This is a genomic window from Pseudomonas sp. LG1E9 (assembly GCF_003290225.1).
Taxonomy (GTDB): domain Bacteria; phylum Pseudomonadota; class Gammaproteobacteria; order Pseudomonadales; family Pseudomonadaceae; genus Aquipseudomonas; species Aquipseudomonas cyclaminis.
Window position 1 is genome coordinate 4,705,658 of record NZ_CP029983.1, and the last position, 25,083, is coordinate 4,730,740.

Sequence of the window (25,083 nt, forward strand, 5' to 3'; positions counted from 1 at the left end):
AGCACCGTGCTATCGATTACATATTTTTGGACGGGACAGTTGAGACCATTCAGCAAGTGGAGGTTGTTCGAGTGCCTTCAGCCGAAATGTTGTGCAAGCGACAGCCTGATTCTCGTGGACTATGAAAAAGGTGCCTACGTGCAAAAGGACATCATCAAAACCGAGGATGTCAGATGCATCGGTGATCACGACGGGCAGAACTTCTACATCTTCAAAGATCAGTTGGCCGTGTCCGTGATCCCCTACACCGAAGTGCACAGATCGCTGCCAGTGAACAATCCCGGGTACCGGGCCAAGGCTCTCAAAATGCTGCTGAGCAACGGCCAACCCTACCTGACCGGTGACGCTGCCACCTTCACCCGGGAAACCGGCAAGAAGGATTACAGCGTTCATAACATCTCCGCTCCGAGCGGCCCGATTCCCATCGTGGTAGGCACGGAAGTGCGAGAAGTGTTTAGTCCATGCTCTGAGGGCAAGCCATGATGCGAGCATTGATTTCGCTGATGGTTGCCACGCTCGTAACTGCTTGCGCCAGCGTGCGTCACGATACGCCGGAGGCACAGGAAAAGATCAGGCAGGACTTGAAGCTGACGACTATCGTGGACTCTTCCCGCATGAACTGGTGTGTCCACCCCTACGGTAGCGTCCCTGGTTGCCAGCCTGAAAAAGGAGTTGGCGTCGTGACCCCTGACGGCTTGGTAATGGCTCACTTGGTCGAGGGAAGATACGTCGCAGCGCGCACCCTCAAGTCTGACGATGTGGTCTGTTCGACCGTCCCGGGAGGCGGAGCTGCGGACGGCATTTTCTTCGCTTTCACCAAGAACGAAGCTTTAATGCTGGGTCCGCTGCAGGCCGACCGAGACGAAATTAATACCCGTTTCAAAGCGCGTCTTTTCGAATACCTACACAGCAACGGTCAACAAAGCTTCGATGGCCCTGACGTGAATTTCCAGCGTCCAACCGGTGAAAAGGTCGAGAAGACGACTGTAATTCTGGCGGGTTATGCCACTCGAGTCCTCAAGGATGAAGTCGATGTGCTCGAGATTTACAGTCCTTGCTCAATGCCCAAGTGATCATCGGCTGTGGTGAATGAGGCCGTGTTTGTTTTGGCGGCAGAGGACGATGGCTGGTGACTTCGCCCCCCTTTTTTGCTGACGGTGTGACATGCACAGTTGGGGCTAGAGCGGGCCGCAGGTTACTCGCTCCGGTATGAGCCCGAGAAAGGCCAAAACGCACCCGCTAGGCATTACACGCGAAAGTGACTGACCATCATCTGCAGCTGGTTGCCGAGACGCGCCAGCTCGATGCTCGACGCTGCGGTCTCTTCACTCGCCTCAGCGGTCTGCTCGGAAATGTCCCGTACATGCACCACACTACGGCTGATTTCCTCTGCAACCGCACCCTGCTGCTCAGCAGCAGCGGCGATCTGCAGGTTCATCGCCTGGATGTTGGATACCTTGCGGGTGATCACCCCCAGCGCATCGCCGGCCTTGCGGGTCAGCGCCACGCTGCTGTCAGTCAGCTCGCGACTGCCGTGCAGGATGGTGGCCACCTGCTGAGTGCCCTTCTGCAAGCCGGCCACAAGCACTTCGATTTCCTCGGTCGACTTCTGCGTACGCTGGGCCAATCCGCGCACTTCGTCTGCCACCACGGCGAAACCACGACCTGCCTCACCGGCGCGCGCCGCCTCAATGGCCGCGTTGAGCGCCAGCAAGTTGGTCTGCTCAGCGACGGCCTTGATCACATCCATTACGCCGCCGATCTTGTTGCTTTCATTTTGCAGCTCGGTCATCGCTTCGGTAGAACGCATGACTTCTGCCGCCAGGCGCTCGATCTGCGCAATCGCTTCGGCTACGACGCGATCACCCTGGCCGGCTTCTCGATCTGCATCGGACGCCGCTTGAGATGCATCAGAGGCGTTGCGCGCCACCTCCTGAACCGTGGCGGACATTTCCTGCATGGCAGTGGCCACCTGATCAGTCTCCACCTTCTGTCCGTTGACCCCTGCGCTGGTCTGCTCGGTCACGGCCGAGAGCTCTTCAGCTGCGCTGGCGATTTGCGTGACGCCATCACGGATGCCACCGATTAGCTCGCGCAATGTGCTGCCCATACGCTGTATGCCCTGCTGCATCACACCAAGTTCGTCACGGCGGTTGACCTGCAGCGTTTGGGTGAGATCACCATTGGCGATGCGCTCCACCGCCTCTAGGGTTTCCTTCAGCGGACGAGCGATCTGGCGGGTGATTAACCAGGCGGCGAGAACGCCGACCAGCAGCGCCAGAAAGGTAGCGGCGATCATCATCCGCATGGCGTAGCTGCTGTCTTCATCACGCAGCGCCTGCTGCATTTTCAGCATTGAGTCACCGACTTTATCAAGCTCCCTCGCCTGGACGGTCATCGCCTCACGCAACGTTGCCAGCTCTCCCGTGTTTGACCGGAACGTAGTCAACAAACTGCGATAGGTCGCAACGCTGCTCTCGAGTTGCTGGATCTGCTCGCGGTAAGCGCTGGCAAAAACGGTTGTCAGGCCATCGAGCGCCTGATCGACGCGTTGAATCTGCTGGTTGAGCGCCAGCTCCGTACGCTCGTTGGCGCCGTTTGTGTAATTGACCACACGGAAACGAAGGGTCTGCACGTCGTCCTTGATGCGCGAAATGGCCTGATAACGGGCAAAGCCTGTCTCGTCGCCAACGGCACTGCGCGATAACTCGTCCCGGATGCGGTCAATCAGTTCACCTGCGCGACCTGCCAGCTCGACCATCTCGGTACGCGTGTCATGAGCGGCGGCATAGGCCGTCGTAGTCCTGTCGAACAACTGCTGATAATTCTCGACCCGTTCAATCTGCTGCTTGAGCAAACGCTGGTTCTCAGGGTTGCGAAATTGGGGCAGCATGTCCTGCTGGCCCTGGATGAGTTGCCTGATCCGCTGCTGTAGTACCTCGCCCTCTGCTGCTGCGCCTTCGGCAACGAGGAATTCCAGACGCGCGACGCGCAAGTTGGTCAGGGCCGCCGTCAGTTTAGCGACGTCTGTCATACGCTCACTGCGCTGCACGACGCTGCCCAAACTGGTCCACCCAACGATGGCCAGAGCGGAAGTCAACAGCAACACGAGGCCAAACCCCAACGCCAGTTTTTTGGTGATACTGATATTGCCGAACCATGTATTCATACGTTGCTCCAACTGCTGTTAAGGGTCAGAAAGCTGGAGATTTATTCTTAGGGCCAGCCCGTGCTCCATGCGATTTCGAGACGGCGTCGTTGCCGCTTCCATGCAAATTCATCGACTCTGCTGACCACGTGATGGCTCGCGCCAAGCAGAAATGGCGGCCTGATTTCACTTCGATTTGGGACGTTACGTCCTGGCTATCCGAGAACGCTCGGACAGCTGTGACCTGAAAAACCTTGGCACTCATCAATGCCTGCTCGCTGGACCACTTTCGTGACAGGCAAAGGCACGGCGCCTCTTGCCGAGCAGGGATTGCTTTAGTTACGAGCCAGTGAATCGCAGCGTTCTCGCCTTTGGCTAATCGCAAGGACTGACCGTTGTTCATTTGCAGACATGGACGGGACGACCAACACAGCTTGTCAGGTTGATCGTCTCGACCTCGGTAACGGAAAGCCCGCTGAGGGTCTCGCCCTCAACGCACTCTGATCATGGCTTTTCGAAGGCCGAAACCGCATCAAAGACGCGCGCCGTATAGACCAGAGCGGCGCCAGCATTCAGCGCGATGGCCACGCTCAGTGCCTCGGCGATTTCCTCACGGGTCGCGCCGTGTTTCAGCGCAGCCTGCACATGTACGGCAATGCAGCCGTCACAACGCGTGCTTATCGCTACAGACAGGGCGATCAGCTCATGAATCTTCGGCTCCAGATGCTTGGCGGGTGTGCTACCGATTGTATTGAGGCCGCGCATGGTGTCCGGTGCGAGCTTGGCAAACTGACCAACGTTTTGCATCAGCTCGGTTGAGTACTTGTTCCAGTCATTCATTTGGTTGTCCCCTCTCAGTTGCGGCCGGCAGTGACGCCGCCATCGACCGGCAAAACGGTGCCGGTAATCCACGCTGCCTCGTCAGAGGCAAGAAATAAGATCGCTTTAGCAACATCGGAAGGCTGCCCGTTGCGGCCCAGTGGATGGAAAGCGTTGAATGTCGGCAGCACTGCCTTGACCTCTTCAGCGGTCATGAACGTGCCGTAAACCGGGGTCTCAACCACAGCCGGCGCGACTGTGTTGATGCGAATTTTCGATCCGGCCAGCTCGATAGCGAGATTGCGAGTTAACGCATGCACCCCGGCGTTGGCAGCCGAATACGCGGCAGACGGCGTGGCGCCGATGGCCTGGATTGCCCATAACGAACCGGTCTGTACGATGGCACCGCCCCCGCGCGTCAGCATGGCCTTGGCAGCGGCCTGCGCCATGAAAAATTTGCCCTTCAAGATCGTGTCGAGAAACCAGTCGTACTCTTGAGGGCTAACGTCCAGAAACGGCTTGGGATTGAAAACACCGGCGTTGCTGACAAGGATGTCCAGCCCGCCGAAATCCTCTACCGCCAACTCGACGAGGGCCTGTGCACTAGCGGGTTCGGCGATATCTGCGGCTAACATGCGCACCCGCTTTCCAGACGGGTCGATCTCACGACCTGCGTCGAGAAGCTTTGCAGGGTCACGACCTCCGATGACGACTGCTGCCCCCGCATCGACCAGACGCTTGGCAACCTCTTTTCCGATACCGGAACTGCCACCAGTAATGATCGCTACCTTGTTGGAAAAATTTTTCATTCCCTCTCCCCGGCTCTGGCCGAGTGCTAAAGATGTTGTATGAAAGCAGCCCTTTGCAAATGATCGGAACCTGATACTTTCTGTTTGCGGCCGGGCGTTGTTGGTGCGTATCTTTAGCTAGGTATTGCGCCATATCAACGCAGATAACCTTTATCCTTGAGAAAGAAAAACTATCAATGAATGCCACTCTCCACCTCAACGCGCTTCGCGCTTTCGAAGCGGCAGCCAGGCATCAGAGCTTTTCTGCTGCGGCAACCGAACTGAACGTCACGCCCGCAGCAGTCGGACAGCAAGTACGAGCGTTGGAATCCTGGCTGGGGGTGCCACTGTTCACCCGATTAGGCAGTGGCGCTACGCGGCTCTTGCTCACCGATGCGGCCCGCACCGCGTTGCCGGACATACGGGAAGGATTTGATCGCTTGAGCATGGGGCTGGACCGCCTGAGAGACGCAGGCGCACACGCTGAGTTGACCGTAACGGTAAGTCCCGCCTTTGCGTCGAAGTGGCTGCTGCCACGCATTGAGCGATTTCAACAGGCTTTTCCCACTATCAATGTCCTGCTGGACACCAACTCGCGCGCAATCGATTTTCAGACTGAGCATGTCGATATCGGGGTGCGCTACGGGGCTGGTAAATGGAATGGCCTGACAGCCGTCCACTTGATGGATGAAGTGATATTTCCTGTTTGCTCGCCTGACTTTCCCCTTCTCCAGCAGGGAATGTTGGCGCCTGAGTCATTGGGAGCCTGCACGCTTATTCACGACCTCACCATGGCCAATAACCCTGATTACCCCACCTGGCGAATGTGGCTGGATGCCTCTGGATACAACCACATTCCTACGAATCATGGACTGAGGGTCAACAACTCGGCTGCTGTGTTACAGGCAGCTGCAGAAGGTCAAGGTCTTGCCCTGGCTCGCAGCGTGATGGTGGGAGACGACTTAGCTGCCGGGCGCCTGATCCGTCCCTTCGCTGAAAAGGGCTTGGAGTGTCCGCTAACGCAGGCCTACTACGTCGTTTATCGGACCGAGTTGGGCGAGCTGCCCAAGGTACGGGACTTTCGTGACTGGGTGCTCGCCGAAGCGGGCAAATGCACGCCAGGAAGTGAACGCCAGGCGATTACCAAGGCTTTCAGGTGACGCTTTTGATGAGGTCCGCCCGCGACAGATCATGAGCTGTGCCTATACCACTATCGGGCAGGAAAGCCCTGCAGCACTTCCACCCGGATTAGGAATTTGCTGGGCAAAGGCTCTGGTGAGGTCATGTTTGACCCAGCCAGTTCCTCAGCAACGCGTCAGATGGCAATGCAACTCGGTTTCGATGCCTTCGGCTACAACCGTCAGGCTCAGATCCCGCATCACATAAGAGGACTAATTTGATGCGCCATAATTTCGATATTTTGTTGCCACGTGACGGGACAAACGCCTTGGCCGTCGACGGCTATGGAAGGTATCTGTTTAGCCCCGGTAGCGAACCACTTACACTGGATCATGCACCGGAAGACATCATCCAGATGTGGGTCGCGGATATGCAGTTTGCGGTTCCGCAGGCGGCCCTGGACGCAATGGCAGATCGGCTCAGGCACCCGATCTTCGGCTATACGATGAACCTCGACGACCAGCTCTATGACGCATTTAGCGGCTGGTGCGAGCGGCGCTATGGCTGGAGTTTTCCACGTGAGCAGATGGTGGTTTCGCTCGGCGTCATACCTGCGTTATTTGCCCTTGTTCACTATCTGTGTGGTCCTGATGACAAGGTTCTGACTTTGAGCCCCTCCTATGGGTACTTCAAGCATGCAGCCGTTAAAAGCGGCCGAACCTTTATTACGTCACCGCTCGTTGCGCAGGGCGGGCGTTACGAGGTGGACTTCGTAGATTTCGAAAAGAATGCATCCGATCCAGCGGTCAAGGTGTTCTTTCTATGCCATCCGCACAACCCAACCGGCCGGCTTTGGACAGACGCCGAACTGGTACGGATGACAGAGATCTGTCTGGCAAATGATGTAAAAATCATCTCGGATGAGATCCACTGCGACCTCCTGCGTCATGGGTGCACGCACACGCCGTTGGCCAAGCTGTTTCCTGAAAGCCGCGACATCATTACCTGCATGGCAGTGAGCAAGACGTTCAATCTCGCGGGCATGATGATTGCCAGCATAATCATTCCCGATCCAGCGCTAAGTGCGCTTTGGAACGATCTGCACTATCCCTTCATCAATCCGGTCAGCCTGGCTGCCGCTATCGGTGCGTACCGCGATGGTGAAGCCTGGCTCGAGGATTTATGTGCTTACCTGGACGGCAACTTCGAGTTGTTAGCCGACTATGTACGAGAACATCTTCCTGAAGCCCGCCTGGTGGTTCCTGAAGCGACTTACCTGGCATGGCTGGATGTACGCGCCTATTTCCCTGATTCGGCAAATCTGACCCGTTTCTTCCTTGAGCGCGCCGGTGTCATCGTTGAGGGGGGAGAAATGTTCGTCGATAACGGTGAAGGATATATTCGACTGAATGTCGCATGCCCCCGCTTCGTACTTCAAGACGCTCTGGACCGTATGCGCACCGCAATCCAAAGGGTCGCCTTGTCACCTTCATGACCGCCTGCAAGGCTCGAAGCGCGTCGGCCAGTGCTCCTGCTGGGAGCATTGGCCTGGCGCTGCCATTTCCACATTCTTTGATATCTGCAATGGTGAGGAGAACGGCGATCGCGTATGGACACAGAGCACGTCCGACCGGAAACGGTGGTAAGGCCGTCAGTGCAAAGGCACCAATCGAAACTGAGTCAGACGCCATTGCCACCGGCTGCAGGAATGCAGGCAGCTGCCAAAGAGCGTTGCTGGGCGATGCAATAGGAAGGTGATCACCTCTTCAGCGACCGTCTTGGTTTAATCGCCTCAGTATCCGCAGGCGAATGCTCGGGATCATTTTCGAGAGGAATTTCATCAGGAACCAAGTCCCCCCACCTGCGCAATGCTTCTAGCACGTCACGTAACTCTTGCCCTAGGGGAGTGAGCTCATACACGACCCGAGGAGGCGTTTCTGCGTAGGCAGTGCGTGTCACTAATTTGTGGCGTTCGAAGCCTTTTAAGCGGTGCGTCAGTGTATGAGCACTGATTCCCGGCAACGCTTGTTTTAGTTGGGTAAACCGCAGTGGTCCGCCCAGTAACTCTCTCACAATCAAGGTGGCCCATGGCCCCTCGAGCAAGGCAAGAAAACGAGCGACACCACAGCAAGGACTATTTTTTTGCTTCATGCCAAAGAATCTTCCAATAGTGAATTTGACGTAACCGGCCGTGGTGCTGGACCTTGGGTTCTCGTTATCACATCACAAAGAGGTAAGTGAATGAGTCGCTATATTGTTCATGGCGCCAACGGCGCACAAGGCGCCCCGCTTCTAAAACGCCTGATTGACTCCGGCCATAATGCGATCGCCGCTGCTCGCAACACGGGCTCTGTCAACGGTATGCCTAGCGTTAAGGTTGACAACGCATCAGTAGCCTCCCTGATTGCGGCTTACAAAGATGCCACGGGTGTTTTCATTCATCTGCCTGTAGCGGCCGAGGCAGAACGTCTCATTCATGCGCAAAACATTGTAGAAGCCATCAAACAAACTAAGCCTGGCAGAGTAGTCATCTCAACCAGTGGCTGGGTGGTGGATGATCCTGACTCTCCACTGCAAAACCCACCGGGCAGTGCTATCGCGGAACTGATTCGAGGTGTCCAAGAATCAGGTGTGTCATTTGCAGTGATTGCGCCACGTTTATTTCTTGAAAACCTACTCAACCCTCTCGTCTTGGGTGCTGTGAAATCAGAAGGTGTTCTTCGCTACCCCATCCGAGCGGAGTACCCGGTGTCCTGGTGTTCACACCTGGATGTTGCTGAGGTCGTGGAAAGGCTGTTCACGGACACAACGGTTACAGGCTTGGTCGGTGTAGGTCAGTCGCCAGCGATCACTGGAGAGCAACTGGCTCAAGGCTTCGAACGGTACCTGAAACGTACGGTAGCGTTCAGCAGCGTGACGCCGCAGGCCTTCGGCGAAATGATTGCGCCCCTGTTCGGAACAGACGCTGCGGCTGGAGTTGTTGCCGCCTATGAAGCTCAAGCAAATGCTGCCGCGAATGCGATCACAGCAGGCACCAGCGCTCAAGTCCAATTGGCCTTAACGCCTCGCACCGTGGATCAGTGGCTCGCCGAAATCTCTGCTTGACCGCCCACTCTTTTGAAGCGCCAGGGCGGTAGCACGCCCTGGTTGAACGATTGGCCGGTCCCGCAGAATTGCCTTGGCACCAACATGCCGAGCGACATTGGGTTTTCTGGTCGCTAAGAAGCCTTAGCGCTTTCCGATCCCCCATTACTCATACCGCTAGATACAATCGACTGATCACTACGTGCCGTATTGATCGGCCAGCACTCAGAGACTTTGTTCGAAAAACCCAGGCAGTATTTTAATGAGTTGATCGACCTTGAGCGGCCCTCTGACGAACCCGACCTGCCTGCCCTCTGGGTCTATCAGCGCCAGGTTACCGGTATGCACAACGGGGTAGTTGGGCTGACTGGTGTCTCCGGGCACGAAGGGCAAGCCGATGACACTCGAGGCCTGCTGTACCGCCGCGAGCTCTCCCGTCATCGCGGTGAAACTCGGATCGAAATAGGTCACGTATTGCTGGGTACGCTCAGGGGTATCCCGATGCGGATCAACGCTGACCATCGTCACCCCCATGAGCTCACGCGACTCAGAGGGTAGAGCCAGATAGACCTGTCTCAGCTCACTCAAAGCTGTAGGACAGATGTCCGGACAAAAGGTGTAGCCGAACAGCACCATCGTCCATTTCCCCGCGAAGAATTTTGGACCGAAAGACTGCCCATCCGCGGTGGCCAATTGAACATCCGGGAGCTCACGTGGGCTAGGCATCAGCACGATGCCGGCACTGGCCAGTGCCGAATCATCCAATGGCACTTCCTTGAGTGCCCAATAGGCAACCCCTGCCCCGGCTACACATGCAGCGGTGAAAAACATCAGCAAGCGACGCATCAATATTCCTCCAATGTAAGGCGAACTCGAGATAAGCTCTGTAACGAGAGTTCTCCTGATCGCCGTGGACCTCACTGTCGATGGCCTTCGCCATGGCCCTGGTGAGACCGCTGCTCTGTCGGAGCGTCCTTCTGTACGACGACATCGACTTCAACCGCGCCTGCCTTTTCGAAGGTCAACGTGAGGGGGAAGTGATCACCCGCTTTGGCTTGCTGCTTCACGTCAAGCAGCATCACGTGATAACCCATCGGCTCGAATCTCACCTCACCGCCAGCAGGAACTTCTACGCTCATCACCTGCTGCATCTTCATAGCACCGTCAGCATGCACATGCTCGTGCAGCTCCGCTTTTCCAGCGACGCGGGTACTGACAGTGACTAGGCGATCAGCTTCACTACCCTGATTCTTGAGGATGAAATACGCAGCAGCTGTTGGGGCCACCGGCGGGAGTTCGCGTGACCACGGGTGAATGATTTCAATGTCGCCGGCCTGGAATTCGTGCGCATGAGCGATCTGGGCAAGCGACAGGAATGAGAGGACCAACAGGGATTTTGCGAGGGACATGGGATTACCTATTTGTTTAAGCAGGCGCCGTTCAGTACTACTGCCCTGCGGAGGATGAATGAGTTGTAGATCGGTTCAGCATGAAGCGGTCATAGACGCCACTCGAGGCCTAAATAGACGCTACGGCCATCGCCGGGGAAGTAATAAGCACCGTCCACGCCCCGCACATTGGCCTGCACAGCTGTTGTCGCGGCGTAGTTGCGGTCAGCAAGATTTCGCCCTTCTACGAACCAACTGGTTTGCCTGCCCAGTGCACCACCTACCGTCATGTTGAGCAGGCTGTACCCTCTGGCTGATAAGGTGTTGGCGTGATCGATGTATGTCTTGCCTGGCAACCACTCAAAAGCAGGCGCGAGATAAAGCCATGAGGACGGCGACCAGCGCACTTCCGCGCGCATAAACTGACGAGGGATTCCAGCCAGGTGGTTATCGCCGTACACCGAATCGCCATCGAACCTGAAGTCGTTGAAGAGGTAATTCATGCGCAACGACCATTGCTCGGCCAGGGGTATATTGGCGTACAGCTCGAGGCCCTGATGAATGGTCCTGTCTGCGTTGACCGTGCCCAGTGCATTGCCCTGGCTATCGGTCAGTGACAACAACTCTCGGTCGATCCAGGATCGGTAAATCACGGCATCGAGCTGCAGATCACCACGTCGGTGGCGGTATCCGAACTCCCAGGTAGTCGACTCCTGATCTTCAGCAAGGGGCTGGGTGTTGACCGTGATTTCGCCAAAAGGGGGCGCTTCATAGCCACGACTCACGCTCATGAACCACTGTGTGTCGTCGTCAGGTTCAAACAGCACACCTATCTTCGGACTCATGCCCTCGTAACGTTCGTCGTAGCTGATTGCGGGCAATCCCGTGAAGGTCGTTTTGCGCTCAGCCTGCACAACCTGCGCGCCGACTTCGACGGCCCAGTGGCTGCTCAGTCCATACTTAAACTGACCATAAAGCGTGCTCTCGTTAGCATCGAGATCGCTCTGGCGGGTCAGAACACCTGGCTTACCGTTAGGATTGGTGAAGCGATCCTCTTCGCCTTCAAGACGTGAGTAAGAAGCGCCCAATGTCAGCTTGCGTGTCAGACCTGCCTGGCCGAACTCAGTGGTCATCCTGAGGCTCATTCCCGTATCGATAAGATCCTGCTGCAGAACCGCAAAGGTCATCGCATGATCGCGCTCGCGATCCGCGACATAAAACGACGTCTCGACCTCGGTGTGTTCAGAGGCCTTCCAGCTCAGTTTCAGTGCTGCTCGATCAAGGCGGTAGTCGTTGTGTGCATTCAGGCGCTCGTAATTGGCACCTGCAGAACGGGGGTCGTTGCGCAGTGCTGTTTTGCTGATGCTCCCCGGCATTTCCATCTTGCTCTCGAGGTGGGTCAGGAACAGCCGCGCTTCCAGGTTCTGGGAAATCTGCATACCAATATTGCCGAAGTAACGCGTGGAGTCCGTTGCGGACTGCTCGCGATAACCATCCTGATGGCTGTCGGTGATGCTCAGAAAACCATCGAAGACGTCACCGGCTCCGGCAACTGCCACCTGATTGCGACGTTGATCGTAGGCACCCATCTGGGTACGCAACTGCAGAGGCCCATGATCTGGTCCGGTAGGTGATACGAAGTTCACCGCGCCTCCAAGGGCATTGGAGCCGTACTCCAAACCGCTAGAGCCCCGCCATACTTCGATGTACTTTGCTGCAAGAGGCTCTATTGACTGGAAGTCGCCGCTGCCATCGGTGTGGTTTAGTGGGATGCCATCCTGGTAAAGCTGAATACCACGCATCAGAAAGCCACGCTGAATCCCCGAGCCTCGCATGGAAAATCGCGCCTCATCGCCATGACGACTCTGAGCCAAAACACCCGGCGCAAAGCCCAGGACATCAACTACCGTAGTAGCGCGTCCATTACGGTAACTCTGGGCATCGATAACAGCAGTGCTGGCAGCTCGGCCCTCCAGCCTCTCGCGAGCGTCCGTCTGACCCGTCTGAACATTGTCCCTGTTGCCCACTATGTCCAGAGGATCGAGCTCGATTTGCGGGGTCACTCCACCCACGGCATCTGCCGCTTTCAGGGAACCCAGAGGCATGAGCAACAACAAGCAAGACAGCATCGCGCGAGAGCGAATAGGACGAACCGTACAAGGATGTACGGGCATCATGTTTTTCTGTGAGAGCAATGGAGCACAACTAAGCATCATCAGTAACGCCACTGCACAGCCACTTCTAGGCTGCGTGGCTCACCCAGGTAATACTGAGTGTTGGTCTGATGAATGAAGCGCGCGTAGGTCTCATCAGTGAGGTTGCGCAGGCGCGCGCTCAGCTCGGTATGAGCGTCAAGGTCGTGCTTGATGGACAGTCCGTAAACGGTGTAAGACGGCACCCACATGGTGTTGGCCGTGTTGGCGTAGACCGAAGAGACGTAGCGCGCATCAGCCCCGACTTGCCACGCCGGAGTCAAATCGTAGGTCAGCCAGAAGTTCGCGACACGGTCCGGAATGTTCACCGGGTTCTTGCCCTTACGTGAATGCACCACCCCGCCAACGGTTTCATTGAACTCGTCGTATTCGGCACGCACCCAGGCGAAGTTGCCGGCAGCCAGTAACTGCGGCGTTACCTTGAACGATGCCGCCAACTCGATACCGGTGGAGGTCTGTTGACCGGCCTGCTCCGTGGTGTTCTGCAGGGTGGAAGATGGCACGGAGATGTTCTTGCGCACGATCCGATAGGCCGCTGCCGTGGCCGATCCACGCCCCTCGAGAAAGTCGAGTTTGCTACCCACCTCGACCTGTCGGCCTGTGCTCAAGTCAAAGTTACCGACTTGGCCGATGCTGGCGCTGGTCAGTGTTCCGCCTGGCGGTTCGGCGGACGTGCTGTATTGGGTGTAGACGCTGGCGGTATCGCTCACGTCATAGACTAATCCGGCCCGACCGGTGAAGGCGTCCCACCGGCGATTCAGCGTATTTCGAGCCGTATGATCAATCACTTCGAAATCGATATGGTCGTAGCGCAACGCAGTAACCAGCGCCAGGCGATCGGTCAGCCGCGTGCGGTTTTCCACAAATGTCGACGAAGTGTCCGTCCAGGTACTACGGCTCTTGGTACGGGGGGTATCCATGCCTGGAATGTCGAGAAAGTTACCTGGATCGAAGCCATTCGGATCTACAGCCGCCCCGAACTGGCTATTGATAGACAGCGGATAGATGAACTGTTTATTGCGGCTGTATTCCAAGCCGAAGGACCAGTCACTGGCCTGGCCGAACAACTCACCTGTATGCGTCAATTCCAGGCGATTACCGTTTACCTCTTGGTCATGTCGCTGGCGGTAGGCGCCAGAACGAGACACGGCAGTGTTGTCGCTATTGTAGCGATACGCCTCCAGGTTTCGATAATCGCGCTGGCCATCGTAGTGATAGTAGGTATTGCGCAGTTGGGTGGCATCATCCAGACGGTAGTTGGTGATTGAGCGCAGCCAGCGAGTACGTTGTTCGTAACGCCCATCATCAACGTTGTAATTGTTGAAGCGGTTGTGTTTATCGATATGCAGCTTGCCAGTCAGCGGTTGCAACACCGGCGCCCCCCAATACGGACTGTCTTCCTGCTCTTCCAGATACTCAATGGCGAGTGTGTGGGATAGCTGGTCGTTGACGTCGCTCAACAGCGAAAACGCGAGATTACCGGCTCCGTTCTCCTGACGATCGATGTAGCCATTGGTGTGAGTGCGGCTGTAGTCAAGGCGCGCATAGTGCCGAGGCCCATCTCCCTGATTGAGGGCTTGATTAACGCCAATCGCAGTTTCCCAGGTGTCATAACGCGAATAGCTCATCCGCCCCTCGACACTATCCTTATCCCGGCTGGCCAGCCTTGTAATGAAGTTCAGGCTGCCGCCCACTGCCCCGCTACCATTGAGAAAGGACGAGGGCCCGCCTAGCAGCTCTACTCGATCATAGATCCAAGCGCCGACAGGACGGACCGCGCCGCCAGATTGCAGATTGATACCGTTAAATAGCTGGCCGATCTGCCCACCATTAAAACCACGATAGGCGACATAACCTCCCCAGCCGGGTGGTGCAGAAGCATTCACCCCAGGCAACGCATTGGCCGCGTCCTGAAAGTTGCGCGCCCCAATGCGCTCCATTGTCTGACGGCCGGCCACGCTAACTGATGCGGGGTTCTCGCGTGCACTCAGGTTGAGGCGCGAACCGCTGTCGATGGTCTTGTCCAGACTAAGAGCGGTTGCCTCTTTGGACTCGGCAGCAACAGCGGATATGTTGACGGCAGGCAGTTTCAGGGCGTCATCTTGCGCCCACGCAAGGGTGCTGCTACCGACGAGCAGCGTAAGAGTAGTCATGCGAAACATAGAGAACTTCCAGATTTTTTATCCGATAAATCCGCACGCTGCTTGGCATAACAGCCAAACTGGACGGGTAATTTCAGAGCGAGGGAAGTCCCAAGGGGATGCGCGAGGATTTGCCGCAGGCCAGCAATACCGATTTAGTCGCGAGAGTTGCACGTTGGGAAGAGGCCGTGTCTGGTTGGTAACAAGTAAGTCCCATAGACAAAAAAACGCGGCGAGAATAATGGCACTGAACAGGCTAACCAGCACACAAATGGAGTCCGTGGCGATGATCGGCGTGACTAGGCCGGAATCATCAAACTGAGCATCCGCGTCGAAGTTGCCACCCATGGAACAAGACGGGCCATCAAGGCCAGCGAGTTGCAACCCGGCCATCTGACCATGACTGATGGCGCAGGTGAACGCGCTGAACAGGACGCATCCATAGAGAATCCATGCGACGAGAGAGCGTTCATTGCGCGCGATTTTCATAAGGCAAGACGTCACCACAGTAAGGTAAGACGCACAGTTCAGGTGGTATTAGTCTGCGCACCTAGCCCAAATCATGAACTTCGAACATGAGAACAAGCGCCAAGGCTTTTTCAAGCCTTGGCGCCTGATGACACCGATTTAACCCTGCCAAGAGAAATCGCCTGTCATGCACAAAGGTAGCACTCACCTATCGACGTGCTGCACTGCGACAACTTGCCACACCAAAAAGCATTCACCCGTATGACAGGGTGCAACAACGCCTAACTCGATGACTGAGGCAGATTGTCGCAGGCTCTGAGGTCAAAACCTTGAAGGCCGACTGATCAGTAGTAGCGAAACCGTTACGCATAGCAAAGAATAGGCCAAACATAAAAATCGTCAAAAATGGCGGAAATGATCAACGTTTTGGCATTCCTAAGAACCCAGATTATTTTATAGTTATTTTACAGCCTGAAAAATGCACACCCAACGAGTGAAGTCTTCATACAACTCGCAAAAGATTCCGAGTTGATCTCATGTCATATCATTAATCTGGTTAGACACTCATTCTGCGCGAGTAATTCCTCAGAGAACTTCACCATGGCAAAATTAGTACGCAGCATCATTGAGCTTGAAACTCAAATGGATGAGAGCCTACATCTTGAAATACTGTTGCTCTTGAATAACATTAAAAAGAATTCTCCTCGTTGTGCTGGCGGCACATTTAAAAAGAACCCAAGCTCCGGCGAGTGGTTGATAGAGTTAGTTTGGTATGATGCAGCCTCCATGCTAGCTCATTTCTCCTCCAAGTCATTGCAGGTTCTTCTCAAACTCCTAGCATCCAGGTGTTCCAGACTATCTTTCGGAGAGGTTTCAAATACCGCAACATTAAGCTGCGCTGCGTCAGCGTAACCGTAAAAAATAGCCTCCGGGCAGCGACTTGCAAATAGATGCATCCTTCAGCCATTTCACCCCATATCAATATTTGAGTACTGCCATGTGTATCTCATATAACTATCTGCGCGCTCCACGCTCAAAGAAGCCACTCAACCTACTGAAGCCGATGTTGTCGGCAATCTTATTTTTTGTTATTTCAGGCTGTGCAAAAACACAACATTACGAAGAAGCTGACCATAAATCTTCGCCCCCAACAAAATTACCGCACGGCCCTATCGCCCTTATCATCTCTGATTCAGCAACTGAAACGATCAGACAATTGAGCACCTACAACAACCATTATAAAAATAGCTGGACCGCTCGTTTTTACATGGATTCCATACGCCAAGCATATGTAGAGACCTCAGATCCTGCTTTGAGTTTAAACGGCGTCACCCGGGCACTTAAAAAACGCTTCGGCGAAGTGCATAACTATCAATCAATTGAACAAGCTTCACGCAGCGACTCGCCACTCATCGCAAAATTGGATATAAAAACGCGGCTTATCAATAACCGCGCGTCAGAGCCGGAGTCGTTTCTATCACTGGAATTCTACACACCAGGCGGGCATTACTTGGGAACGGTTGACTCCAACATTAAACGCTCACTAACACCCTTGTGGACAAAAAATAAGCGTGAGCAGGAAATCGTCGCCGAAATACGACAACAGAGAGAAATCCAACAACAAGCCCTTGAAGTACTCGACCAGCGCTTGAGCAAAATACCCACAGAGTAGATGTGGTGCATCGTAAAAAACCAATAGCGCCCTAAGTCACTTTGCGTGGCAGCGACTTTGCTTACACAAAAATAAAATCACCTAGATGGAGTCTTACTTTAAATACTGCCGTGCTCTGAATACATTGCATCGATGCGACCGATGACGCCGAGCGAAAGATAGTCGTCCACTGTGCCAGCGTCAATGTCGCACATACCCATGTGCTAAAACTCTAGTGTCCTGAGCGGTTAATTTATTTTCCTACAAGCCACGATATCCTAAGCGCCGAATGTCATGGATTGGTTATACATATGCCTCGGCCAGATTCTCCCTTCGCTTTAACGCCTTCCGATCTCATTACCCTGCAAGATTGGATGAGGATGAGTACCCTGGGAACGGCCCTTGTTGAGCAGACTCGCATCCTACTTCTGTTGGGTGATGGAATGACACCCAAGGCCGTCATCGAGCAGGTGCAGGTCACACGGCCGACGGTATTTAAGTGGCGAAAGCGCTATCTGGAAGCCGGAATTGAGGGACTGGAGAATCTGCCGCGCAGCGGTCAACCATTCAAGCTTGTGGCCGGAAAAAATCAACGAAACTCTCAGGCTAACGACCAAGCGCGTCCCTAAAGAGGCCACACATTGGAGCGTTCGCTTGATGGCCAAATATGCTGGGGTCAGCACGTGGCAGGTTCGACAGCTTTGGGCGGCTTCCGACCTCAAACCCCATCGTCTGAAGATCTTCACTGCGCTGTGGTACCGCATCGTCAGACATATTAGTTCCCAGCAAGCCGCCACTCTTCAGTTAAGCGTTCCAATCATTGTGTTGTTGGCAGGCGTACGAATTTTGAACGAGCCGATATCGCAGTACCTATTGATGATATCAGCCGTCGTACTTGGCGGTGTCACGCTGGCCTTGTTGCCGTGCTATGCGACAACAGGTCGCTGATCAAGGAGAATGACTGCTAGCAGATTAGATCATCATTCGTGACGTGGCCCTCAATCCCATACCTCACATGGACGCAAACTTGCTGGGTGGCTGGATGATACCTGCTGGACAATGTAGCAAAACGAACAGCCATGCTTGGAACGCTCCAATAAGCTTACCAACGAGCTCCTGCCGCTGAGGTGTGCTTGCCGGCCGCAACACATGAGAGATCACTATGTCATTACGCGCGCTTCGTACCTTAATTGCTATCGCTCAGCACGGTTCATTTGCGCGAGCCGCAGACACAGTTCATCTCACACAATCAGCAGTGAGCCTGCACATAAAGTCACTTGAAGAGGAGTTCAACGCTTCGTTGTTTGACCGCTCGCGTCGATTGCCCGTATTAACCGACGCAGGCCACTTAGCGGTGGAGCGGGCGCGCGAGATCGTTGCACTTTACGACAGCATTGCTTCGGACATTGGAGGTGATCACGAGCTGCGGGGTCGACTGAAAATTGGTGCCATCCAGACTGCACTGGCCAGTGCGTTGCCTTTGGCCCTGGCCGCGCTAGCTGCCGAGCACCCACATCTACGCATAAACGTAGCCTCAGGCATGTCTGCCGAATTGGCCACGCGCGTAGAGGCTGGTGAGTTGGATGTCGCACTCACCACAGAACCTGTGAAACCGCACCCTTACGGTTTGGTTAGTACAACACTCTACGAAGAAGGCTTTTGGATCATTGCTCCGGGCTCATGCGCAGGTTTAGATTTTAGACAGCTACTTCAGCAACTACCGTTTATCCGCTTTGACCGCAGGGCATGGGCCGGGCGTACCATTGACCGGGAGCTTCGTCGGCTGCGCCTTCGCGTGCAAACCAGTATGGAGTTAGACAGTCAGGATGCGATCATCCAGATGGTTGCCAGTGGTCTGGGGGTGTCAGTGGTTCCACTTTCCAGCCAGAACCTCGAACAACTCAAACACCTGGAAGTCCAGCCATTCGGATCACCGCAAAAAACGCGTTGTGTTGTGCTTTTGGAGCAAGAAGAAAGGCCATTAGGTCGGCTGGCAGCGGCCCTGGCGGAGGCTGTCAAAAAGCACGCCCCCATGTAACGACTAATGAGTAAAACTTGTCGAAACATGAATTTTATATCGTTTTTACTTTAGGTATCGATTCCTTATCGTAGTGCCCATCCAATCGTATTTCGAAGGGCATCATGCACGGCAACGAAACTCCAACCAGTGCTTTCCAGTCACCCATTCTACTCATGGCCAAACGCGCTACCACCATGCGCGCTGAGGGGCGGGATATTATTGACTTAACGCTTGGCGAACCTGATTTCAATGCGCCTGAGCACGTGCTGGATGCAGCGCACCTAGCGCTAGGCGCCCGTCTAACCTACTCCCCATCAAACGGTATTGAGCCGCTTCGCAAGGCTATCCGTATGCGGGCACGTGAAGACCGAGGATTAGATTTCGGTGATGATCAAATCGCGGTTGGGTGTGGCGCAAAACAGATCATCTTTAACGCCTTCCAAGCGACCCTTAAGCCCGGTAATGACGTTATTGTCCCCGCCCCTTACTGGGCCAGCTATCCCGCCATGATCAAGATGTGCGGTGCGCAACCGATCATTCTTCCGACTACCGCTTCGGAAGGATTCAGATTGACAGCGGAGCACTTGGCAGCAGGTCTGCGCCTGGCTAAATTGCCAAAGTGGGTAGTTCTCAATGCACCTGGTAATCCTTCCGGCTCTTTGTACTCTGAGACCGAGTTGCAAGCGATGGCTGAAGTTCTGCGCCATTACCCAGATGTGATGGTGCTGTCAGACGATATCTACGCGGAAATTCGATTCACCCAAGACCCTTATCTGACATTGGCATCGGTAGCGCCAGACCTGGCAGAACGTATCCTCATCGTCGATGGCGTATCTAAAGCCTATGCTATGACAGGTTGGCGTGTAGGTTGGGGGTGCGGCTCGAGGTCGCTGATTTCGGCGATCACTACCGTACAATCTCAAAACTGCACGCAGACCAGCACCTTGAGCCAACTCGCTGCGGTCGCAGCACTTGAAGGGCCACGAAACTTTCTTGCTGAGCGCAATGCGATCTATCGTCAGCGCCGAGATGCTGCACTTCATGTCCTCCGGTCGAGCGATAAACTGGAGGTATCGTGCCCAGAGGGTGCATTTTATTTACTTCCTCAGATCAAAACGGGTGTAGACGATCAAACTCTCGCGCTTGATCTGCTCGAAGTCGGCGTCGCAACGGTTCCCGGAAGTGCTTTTGGGCTGCCTGGCCACCTTCGGCTTTCTTTTGCAACTGACGAAGCTACGCTAGTTGAAGGGTGTAAACGGTTGGTTCGTGCGCTCGAGGCGTACTCGTGACTGCCGAACTTTTGATTGCCCTCGCGCCTATTGTCCTGCTGATTGCCATGGGCGCCTGGCTCAAGCGCAGTCGGTTTCTAGAAGACAGTTTCTGGGCACAGGCAGAGCGCCTAGGCTACTACGTTCTCCTACCCGCGCTATTTTTGCATGGTCTGGCGACCGCCAAATTGGACAACGTGCCAGTCCAAGGGATGATCATGGCGCTTGTACTCTCGACGATCATGGTCGCACTGCTGATGGTCGGCGCCCGTGGGATCATTAAGGGTAACGACGCAGCGTTCACTTCCGTCTTCCAGGGAGGGGTGCGTTTTAATAACTACGTGGGCGTCTCAGTGGTGGCCGGCTTGTTCGGTGCTCAGGGCATCGCTCTGGCTGCCGTAGCCAATGCGGCCATAGTGCCGACCGTGAACATTCTGTGCGTACTGGTGTTCGCGCGTTATGGCACAGGTGGCAGGATGTCTGCGGGCAATGTTGCCAAGCAGTTGGCACTGAACCCACTGGTACTCGCCTGTTTCGCAGGGATACTGCTTCAGGCACTAGGATTGGGCCTGCCTGCCGGCATTGAGCCGATGATTAAGGCTTTAGGGCAGGCATCCTTACCACTGGGCTTACTGTGTGTAGGGGCAGCACTTGAGCTGGGCTCTGTGCGCAGCTGGATTCGGCCCGTCGCATATTCATCGGTGGTCAAGTTCATGATCATGCCACTAACCACGCTGTGCGCATGTCATGTGTTTGGATTAGACGGCAAAGCAGCAATAGCGGCATTGCTCTTCCAGGCACTGCCTACAGCCTCGTCGTCCTACATCATGGCGAGACAGCTAGGTGGAGACGCACCTCTCATGGCGGGGATAATTGCCAGTCAAACTTTGCTTGCAGCACTAGCACTTCCCATTGCAGTGATCGTTTTGATTCCTTGGGTCTGATGTTCATGGTCTTCAGCCTGGAAAGCTGGAGTTGATGCGAAGACTGACCTAAAAATTTAACGCATCCGGTAAATTTGTAACGCTTGAGTCAGAGTAGTCGCGGTGAAGAGATAGCCATTCGATGGTGGCATCGGCACCCTAACATTGAACGGAGTAATGCCTACTCAACACAGACCGGCACCATACTCTCGAATGCCAGAAAGCAAACGTGTGTTCACTGGACGCTGACTCATAACATTCGCCGTGAATGAATGCTCACGGCGCGCCCCTGAAATGGAACGCGCAGTAAGTCTTGGAGATTCAACCTTTCGTCATACCAGCAAGTGTTTCTGCACTCCTCGTGAAATCTACAGCCATCTGGATCATTACCTTCTTCAGCGAACCGATATAGATCTCAACATGGCGAACAGACTCAGCCATGCTCCAATCCGGCGGCGGTTTCCCATCAGGCGATCACGGTGCGGTCAGACCTTGTCTTCAGCAAGCGCGACCGGGCTGCGCATGACGGTCAGCCATGCATCCCAAGCGACCAGCACCAACAGGCTGGAACCCAATACAGGCAGTGCGACACCCAGCAACAGCGCGACGCTGACTACCGCGACTTGCGCGCCGCGGCTCAACGTACGCCAAGCGCTGAGCAGCGTGGCAGCCCTCCCCCCGCTCAGTGCTCGTGTAGGCCGACGGCGCCACCACATCAGGTAACCCATGACGACCAGCACCACCAGCCCAGTGGCGAACACAATCAACACCAACTGATTCGCCAGCCCGAACAACACGCCCATGTGGGCATCGATGCCCCAGCGGGTCAGCTTGGCTGCCAGTGGGTACTGGGCAAACACAACCTTGTCGACGACGGCCAGGGTGGCGGCGTCAATCGCCACGGCGTCGACCTGGGTTGGCCAACGGCGGTCAATCTCGGTGACGGTCCAGGCTTTGTCCGGTGCCGAGGACGGGCGTATTTCGACTCGGGCGGCATCAATCCCCTCAGCGTGCGCCTTGGCCAGCACCGTATCAAACAGAGAGAGGTCCAGGGTCGATGTGAGCATCGTCACGCCGGCCATGTGGTGTCCTGCATGTTCATCCGACGGCCTGTTCGTCGCGTGAGTCTGCCCCAGCGTGGTAGACACGCTGGGAGTGGACCAACCCCAGTAGGCTCTCAGTATGCCGATGTTGTCGCCCGCCCACTGGGACCAGGTCAACCCGGTCGCCGAGAAGAACAGCAGCCCCAGCAGCAGGCAAAGTCCAAGCGTTGCATGAAGCTGACGCAGGCCTTTTTTCGCTGGCCTCGTTGCAGGCATCTTTTTGCGGTGTTGTGCGAACCACAGCAGCAAACCGCCTAGTGCGGCGACCCACAACCAGGAGGCTGCCAGTTCGCTATAAATGCGGCCGATATCACCCAGCATCAGCCCACGATGGAACTGATCGATCCAGGTCCGCAGTGGCAGCACGCCACTGGTGCCATACACCTTCATGTCGCCACGCACCTGCCCACTGACGGGATCAACGAATATCGCACGGTATTCGGAAGGCCCCAGCTCAGGCATCGCAACTAACACGCGCGCAGTATCGCCCTGAGCAGGGGCAGGGCGCACCGCTGTCACCGCCACTGAAGGCCCCACCACTACCTGAGCTGACTGGACTATTTGCGCGAGGCTCAAGGACGGCCCTTGGGACTCGGTATGAAGAGCATGGTCGTAAAGGCGGCTTTCGATTTGCGGTGTGAGGGCATACAGCACGCCGCTGACCGCCGCCACCAGCAAAAACGGACCGACTAAAAAACCAATATAAAAATGCAGTCTTCTGATTAAAGCTTGCAGCGCACCTGGCGCTGGGTTTCCCGGTTTGGACATCAGGACTCACCACGTAGACATGCTTGCACAGCGCAATCAATGAGTCGCGCACGCACTTCAGAATTCTGGGCTGTGGAACTACTCGCAGAGGCGAGCGCCAACAGCCCAGTCAAGGCGCGATGCGCCATGCCTGGCGCACCACAAAAAAACGCCTATCCCTTTTCAGGGCACAGGCGTTTGATAACAAGACTCTAACCCTGCCAAGAGAAATCATCGCGTCATCCTAAAATTTAGCACGCAGCCGATGACGGGCGAGGCTGCGACAATCTGCCACATATAAAAGCATCGCCGCCCAAACTCAATGGTATTCAAGCCCCATCCACACGCTGCGGCAGAACGTCGCACTTTGGCTGTTCAAAGCCTCTCAATAGACTTGGATCGCGGCTGCCGTGAGAGCAAGCGGCAGCACGTTTCATACGCCACGGAGGGCATGCGCCACTTCGAGTGCGGGCTTTCTTATTATAAAAATACTCGTTGAGGTCAACCGTGAAAAAAATATTGGCTGCGGCCTTGGTATTCGCATTTTCTACTACCCATGCTGCACAGGATCCTGAGGCGGTCTTCAATCGCTCCTGCACGATGTGTCACAGCGGCCAACTGCCTATGGCGCCGAAAAAAGGCGATAAGGTGGCCTGGAAAAAGCGCCTGGAGCAAGGCAATGATGTACTGGTCAAGCATGTGACCGAAGGGTTCAACGCCATGCCGGCGCGTGGCCTGTGCATGAACTGCACTGCTGAGGATTACAAGGCAGTGATCGACTGGATGTCGAAGTAAGTGTGGCGCTTGAAGCCGCCTCTGAACTGCCCAGTTTGGTGGCCAAGCAGTACATCCGCTCAAGCCTGCGCGTGCGCTGCAAAAAGTAGTCGTGATGTGGCCTCCACCCTAATATCAGGTTCTTCAAGGATTACCGGGAAAGACGCTCTTAATTTTCATGAAAAAGAATTCGCTATCCCGGTAACCGTACGCCATCTGCTTGATGACCTTTATTCGATTGTTTATTCCTTCCAACTGAACGGTGTGCATCGGCCAACGAACCCGGCTCACCAGTCTCCGCCAGTAACCCTTTAGCCATTTGGCGAACTGGACCAGAGCTGGTATTTCGCTTTCGTGCGCATGGCGCAGCCATTGCTTCAAGGCCGATCGCCAACCGCATGCAGTACTCGGCGTCCAGAGTGTTTTGAGTTCAGCCTTCATCAAATAGACCGTCATCAACGCTTGGTTAGCCGCCAGCAGATCCTCCAGTCGGACCTGTTGTTTCGGCGTTTTCCAGTTCTGCGGATTGCGCAGCAACAGCCACCGCGCCTCCTTGATGACCTTGCGGACAGGCTTGTCGTGACGCAACCGGTTAGCCTCGTCGACGCGAACCCGATCAATCACCTCTCGGCCATATTTTTGGCCACCACATGGAACAGATCGTAGGCCACTCGCGCGTTAGGACATTGCTGACGAACCTCCAGGTCAAAAGCGGTGTTCATGTCCATCGCCACCGCTTCTATTCGAGCGCAACCCTCTTGCCCCAGTTGCTCGAAGAAAGGCCTGACCACTGCTCGGCTGCGGCCTTCACCGCCCCACAGCACGCGTCGTGTATCCGCATCCAGGACCACGCTGGCGTAACGATGACCTTTGAACAGGGCGAATTCGTCCATCACCAGACGTCGCGGTCGCCTTTGGCAAAACGCTCAACGCCGCTTGCAAGGCTCGACGCTACAGCAACCGAACGGTGCCCCAGTGCAGCCGAAACAGTTGAGCCACGTGCAGTGTGGGAAGGCGCTCGCAGGCTTGAATGACCGCCTCGGCCAAACGCCGCGTCATGCGGGCATAGCGGTCCAGCCAACTGACGGCCTCCATACGTTTACCGCAGTCACGACAGCCAACACGCCTGAGTAACAGGCTGAGGCGCAGCGTCCGCCCGAGAATTGGTAAATCCGGGACAGTTCGCTCGCAATACTCAGGCGTGGTTGAACAGCGTTTTTGGCCGCCGCTACAGGAAGGGAAACGGGTGGCGTGGGGAATCAGGTCGTTCTGAATCGCGTCGCCATCAGGCTTGATCGTGACAACAGAAAAGCCCTCCCGAAAAGGAACGAACGTATTAATATCGTGCATAAGAACGCCGGTTTTTTAGATGTGTTTGCTCGCACGAACATCATCAATCAAATCGGCGTTCTTGTTTCTGTGTTTCTCG

At 55.3% G+C, this 25,083-nt stretch carries 21 protein-coding genes and 4 pseudogenes; 13 read left to right on the forward strand and 12 right to left on the reverse strand.

Features of this window, described 5'->3' with window-relative positions:
- Window positions 1-138 precede the first annotated feature (138 nt).
- Window positions 139-483, forward strand: a complete 345-nt coding sequence (locus DNK50_RS21420; protein WP_162633391.1) for a hypothetical protein — start codon at window positions 139-141, stop codon at window positions 481-483.
- Complete coding sequence (locus DNK50_RS21425; protein ID WP_112196171.1) at window positions 480-1,073, forward strand: hypothetical protein; 594 nt, start codon at window positions 480-482, stop codon at window positions 1,071-1,073. The genes DNK50_RS21420 and DNK50_RS21425 overlap by 4 nt, the downstream gene beginning before the upstream one ends.
- Window positions 1,074-1,246: 173 nt before the next feature.
- Here DNK50_RS21425 and DNK50_RS29625 read toward each other — a convergent pair whose 3' ends face one another.
- The 4 genes and pseudogenes from DNK50_RS29625 to DNK50_RS21440 form a co-directional block, all read right to left on the reverse strand.
- The gene (locus DNK50_RS29625) at window positions 1,247-2,131 is read right to left on the reverse strand and encodes a methyl-accepting chemotaxis protein (RefSeq protein WP_371929530.1); all 885 of its coding nucleotides are present in this window, start codon (window positions 2,129-2,131) and stop codon (window positions 1,247-1,249) included.
- 18 nt (window positions 2,132-2,149) lie between these two features.
- Window positions 2,150-3,169, reverse strand: a pseudogene (locus DNK50_RS29630) (methyl-accepting chemotaxis protein); the annotation flags it as partial.
- A 483-nt stretch (window positions 3,170-3,652) separates the two neighbouring features.
- Window positions 3,653-3,988, reverse strand: coding sequence for a carboxymuconolactone decarboxylase family protein (locus DNK50_RS21435; protein WP_112196173.1), 336 nt, complete (start codon window positions 3,986-3,988; stop codon window positions 3,653-3,655).
- A 14-nt stretch (window positions 3,989-4,002) separates the two neighbouring features.
- On the reverse strand, window positions 4,003-4,776 hold the full coding sequence (locus DNK50_RS21440) for an SDR family NAD(P)-dependent oxidoreductase (protein WP_112196174.1): 774 nt from the start codon (window positions 4,774-4,776) through the stop codon (window positions 4,003-4,005).
- A gap of 176 nt (window positions 4,777-4,952) precedes the next feature.
- Here DNK50_RS21440 and gcvA point away from each other — a divergent pair, with 176 nt between their 5' ends.
- Together gcvA and DNK50_RS21450 are read left to right on the forward strand one after the other, a co-directional pair.
- Window positions 4,953-5,915, forward strand: coding sequence for a transcriptional regulator GcvA (gene gcvA / locus DNK50_RS21445; protein ID WP_112196175.1), 963 nt, complete (start codon window positions 4,953-4,955; stop codon window positions 5,913-5,915).
- A 239-nt stretch (window positions 5,916-6,154) separates the two neighbouring features.
- On the forward strand, window positions 6,155-7,369 hold the full coding sequence (locus DNK50_RS21450; protein ID WP_112196176.1) for a MalY/PatB family protein: 1,215 nt from the start codon (window positions 6,155-6,157) through the stop codon (window positions 7,367-7,369).
- Window positions 7,370-7,632: 263 nt separating this feature from the next.
- Here the strand turns inward: DNK50_RS21450 and DNK50_RS29635 are convergent, their stop codons facing one another.
- Window positions 7,633-8,025, reverse strand: coding sequence for a helix-turn-helix domain-containing protein (locus DNK50_RS29635; RefSeq protein WP_112196177.1), 393 nt, complete (start codon window positions 8,023-8,025; stop codon window positions 7,633-7,635).
- 90 nt (window positions 8,026-8,115) lie between these two features.
- Between DNK50_RS29635 and DNK50_RS21460 the strand changes: the two genes are divergently transcribed.
- Window positions 8,116-8,979, forward strand: coding sequence for an SDR family oxidoreductase (locus DNK50_RS21460; protein ID WP_112196178.1), 864 nt, complete (start codon window positions 8,116-8,118; stop codon window positions 8,977-8,979).
- Window positions 8,980-9,183: 204 nt separating this feature from the next.
- Here DNK50_RS21460 and DNK50_RS21465 read toward each other — a convergent pair whose 3' ends face one another.
- From DNK50_RS21465 to DNK50_RS21485, 5 genes are all read right to left on the reverse strand, one after another.
- A complete protein-coding gene (locus DNK50_RS21465; RefSeq protein WP_112196179.1) occupies window positions 9,184-9,804 on the reverse strand; it encodes an SCO family protein in 621 nt (206 codons plus the stop codon).
- A gap of 71 nt (window positions 9,805-9,875) precedes the next feature.
- Window positions 9,876-10,367, reverse strand: coding sequence for a copper chaperone PCu(A)C (locus DNK50_RS21470; RefSeq protein ID WP_112196180.1), 492 nt, complete (start codon window positions 10,365-10,367; stop codon window positions 9,876-9,878).
- Between the two features lie 89 nt (window positions 10,368-10,456).
- Window positions 10,457-12,451 (reverse strand): TonB-dependent receptor domain-containing protein, encoded by a 1,995-nt coding sequence (locus tag DNK50_RS21475; RefSeq protein ID WP_256595340.1) that lies wholly within the window; start codon window positions 12,449-12,451, stop codon window positions 10,457-10,459.
- A gap of 110 nt (window positions 12,452-12,561) precedes the next feature.
- A complete protein-coding gene (locus DNK50_RS21480) occupies window positions 12,562-14,721 on the reverse strand; it encodes a TonB-dependent siderophore receptor (RefSeq protein WP_112196181.1) in 2,160 nt (719 codons plus the stop codon).
- 18 nt (window positions 14,722-14,739) lie between these two features.
- On the reverse strand, window positions 14,740-15,189 hold the full coding sequence (locus tag DNK50_RS21485) for a DUF2946 family protein (protein ID WP_162633392.1): 450 nt from the start codon (window positions 15,187-15,189) through the stop codon (window positions 14,740-14,742).
- Window positions 15,190-15,768: 579 nt separating this feature from the next.
- Between DNK50_RS21485 and DNK50_RS28855 the strand changes: the two genes are divergently transcribed.
- The 7 genes and pseudogenes from DNK50_RS28855 to DNK50_RS21515 all read left to right on the forward strand — a co-directional run bounded on the left by DNK50_RS28855 (window position 15,769) and on the right by DNK50_RS21515 (window position 21,051).
- Entirely contained in the window at window positions 15,769-16,080 is a 312-nt protein-coding gene (locus DNK50_RS28855) for a hypothetical protein (RefSeq protein WP_135196258.1), read from the forward strand.
- 85 nt (window positions 16,081-16,165) lie between these two features.
- Complete coding sequence (locus DNK50_RS28860) at window positions 16,166-16,840, forward strand: hypothetical protein (RefSeq protein ID WP_162633393.1); 675 nt, start codon at window positions 16,166-16,168, stop codon at window positions 16,838-16,840.
- 290 nt (window positions 16,841-17,130) lie between these two features.
- Window positions 17,131-17,563, forward strand: a pseudogene (locus DNK50_RS21490) (helix-turn-helix domain-containing protein); the annotation flags it as partial.
- Between the two features lie 232 nt (window positions 17,564-17,795).
- Window positions 17,796-17,938 (forward strand): annotated as a pseudogene (locus tag DNK50_RS29285) (ACP phosphodiesterase); the annotation flags it as partial.
- A gap of 43 nt (window positions 17,939-17,981) precedes the next feature.
- Window positions 17,982-18,857, forward strand: coding sequence for a LysR family transcriptional regulator (locus DNK50_RS21505; RefSeq protein WP_112196182.1), 876 nt, complete (start codon window positions 17,982-17,984; stop codon window positions 18,855-18,857).
- A 104-nt stretch (window positions 18,858-18,961) separates the two neighbouring features.
- On the forward strand, window positions 18,962-20,128 hold the full coding sequence (locus tag DNK50_RS21510) for a pyridoxal phosphate-dependent aminotransferase (protein WP_112196183.1): 1,167 nt from the start codon (window positions 18,962-18,964) through the stop codon (window positions 20,126-20,128).
- Between the two features lie 47 nt (window positions 20,129-20,175).
- Window positions 20,176-21,051, forward strand: coding sequence for an AEC family transporter (locus tag DNK50_RS21515; RefSeq protein WP_153474728.1), 876 nt, complete (start codon window positions 20,176-20,178; stop codon window positions 21,049-21,051).
- A gap of 464 nt (window positions 21,052-21,515) precedes the next feature.
- Here the strand turns inward: DNK50_RS21515 and DNK50_RS21520 are convergent, their stop codons facing one another.
- Entirely contained in the window at window positions 21,516-22,901 is a 1,386-nt protein-coding gene (locus DNK50_RS21520) for a PepSY domain-containing protein (protein WP_112196185.1), read from the reverse strand.
- A gap of 486 nt (window positions 22,902-23,387) precedes the next feature.
- On the opposite strand from DNK50_RS21520, the gene DNK50_RS21525 reads away from it, so the two are divergent.
- Window positions 23,388-23,675, forward strand: a complete 288-nt coding sequence (locus tag DNK50_RS21525; protein WP_112196186.1) for a cytochrome c5 family protein — start codon at window positions 23,388-23,390, stop codon at window positions 23,673-23,675.
- Window positions 23,676-23,798: 123 nt separating this feature from the next.
- Here the strand turns inward: DNK50_RS21525 and DNK50_RS21530 are convergent.
- A pseudogene (locus DNK50_RS21530) lies at window positions 23,799-25,004 on the reverse strand (ISL3 family transposase).
- Window positions 25,005-25,083 lie beyond the last annotated feature (79 nt).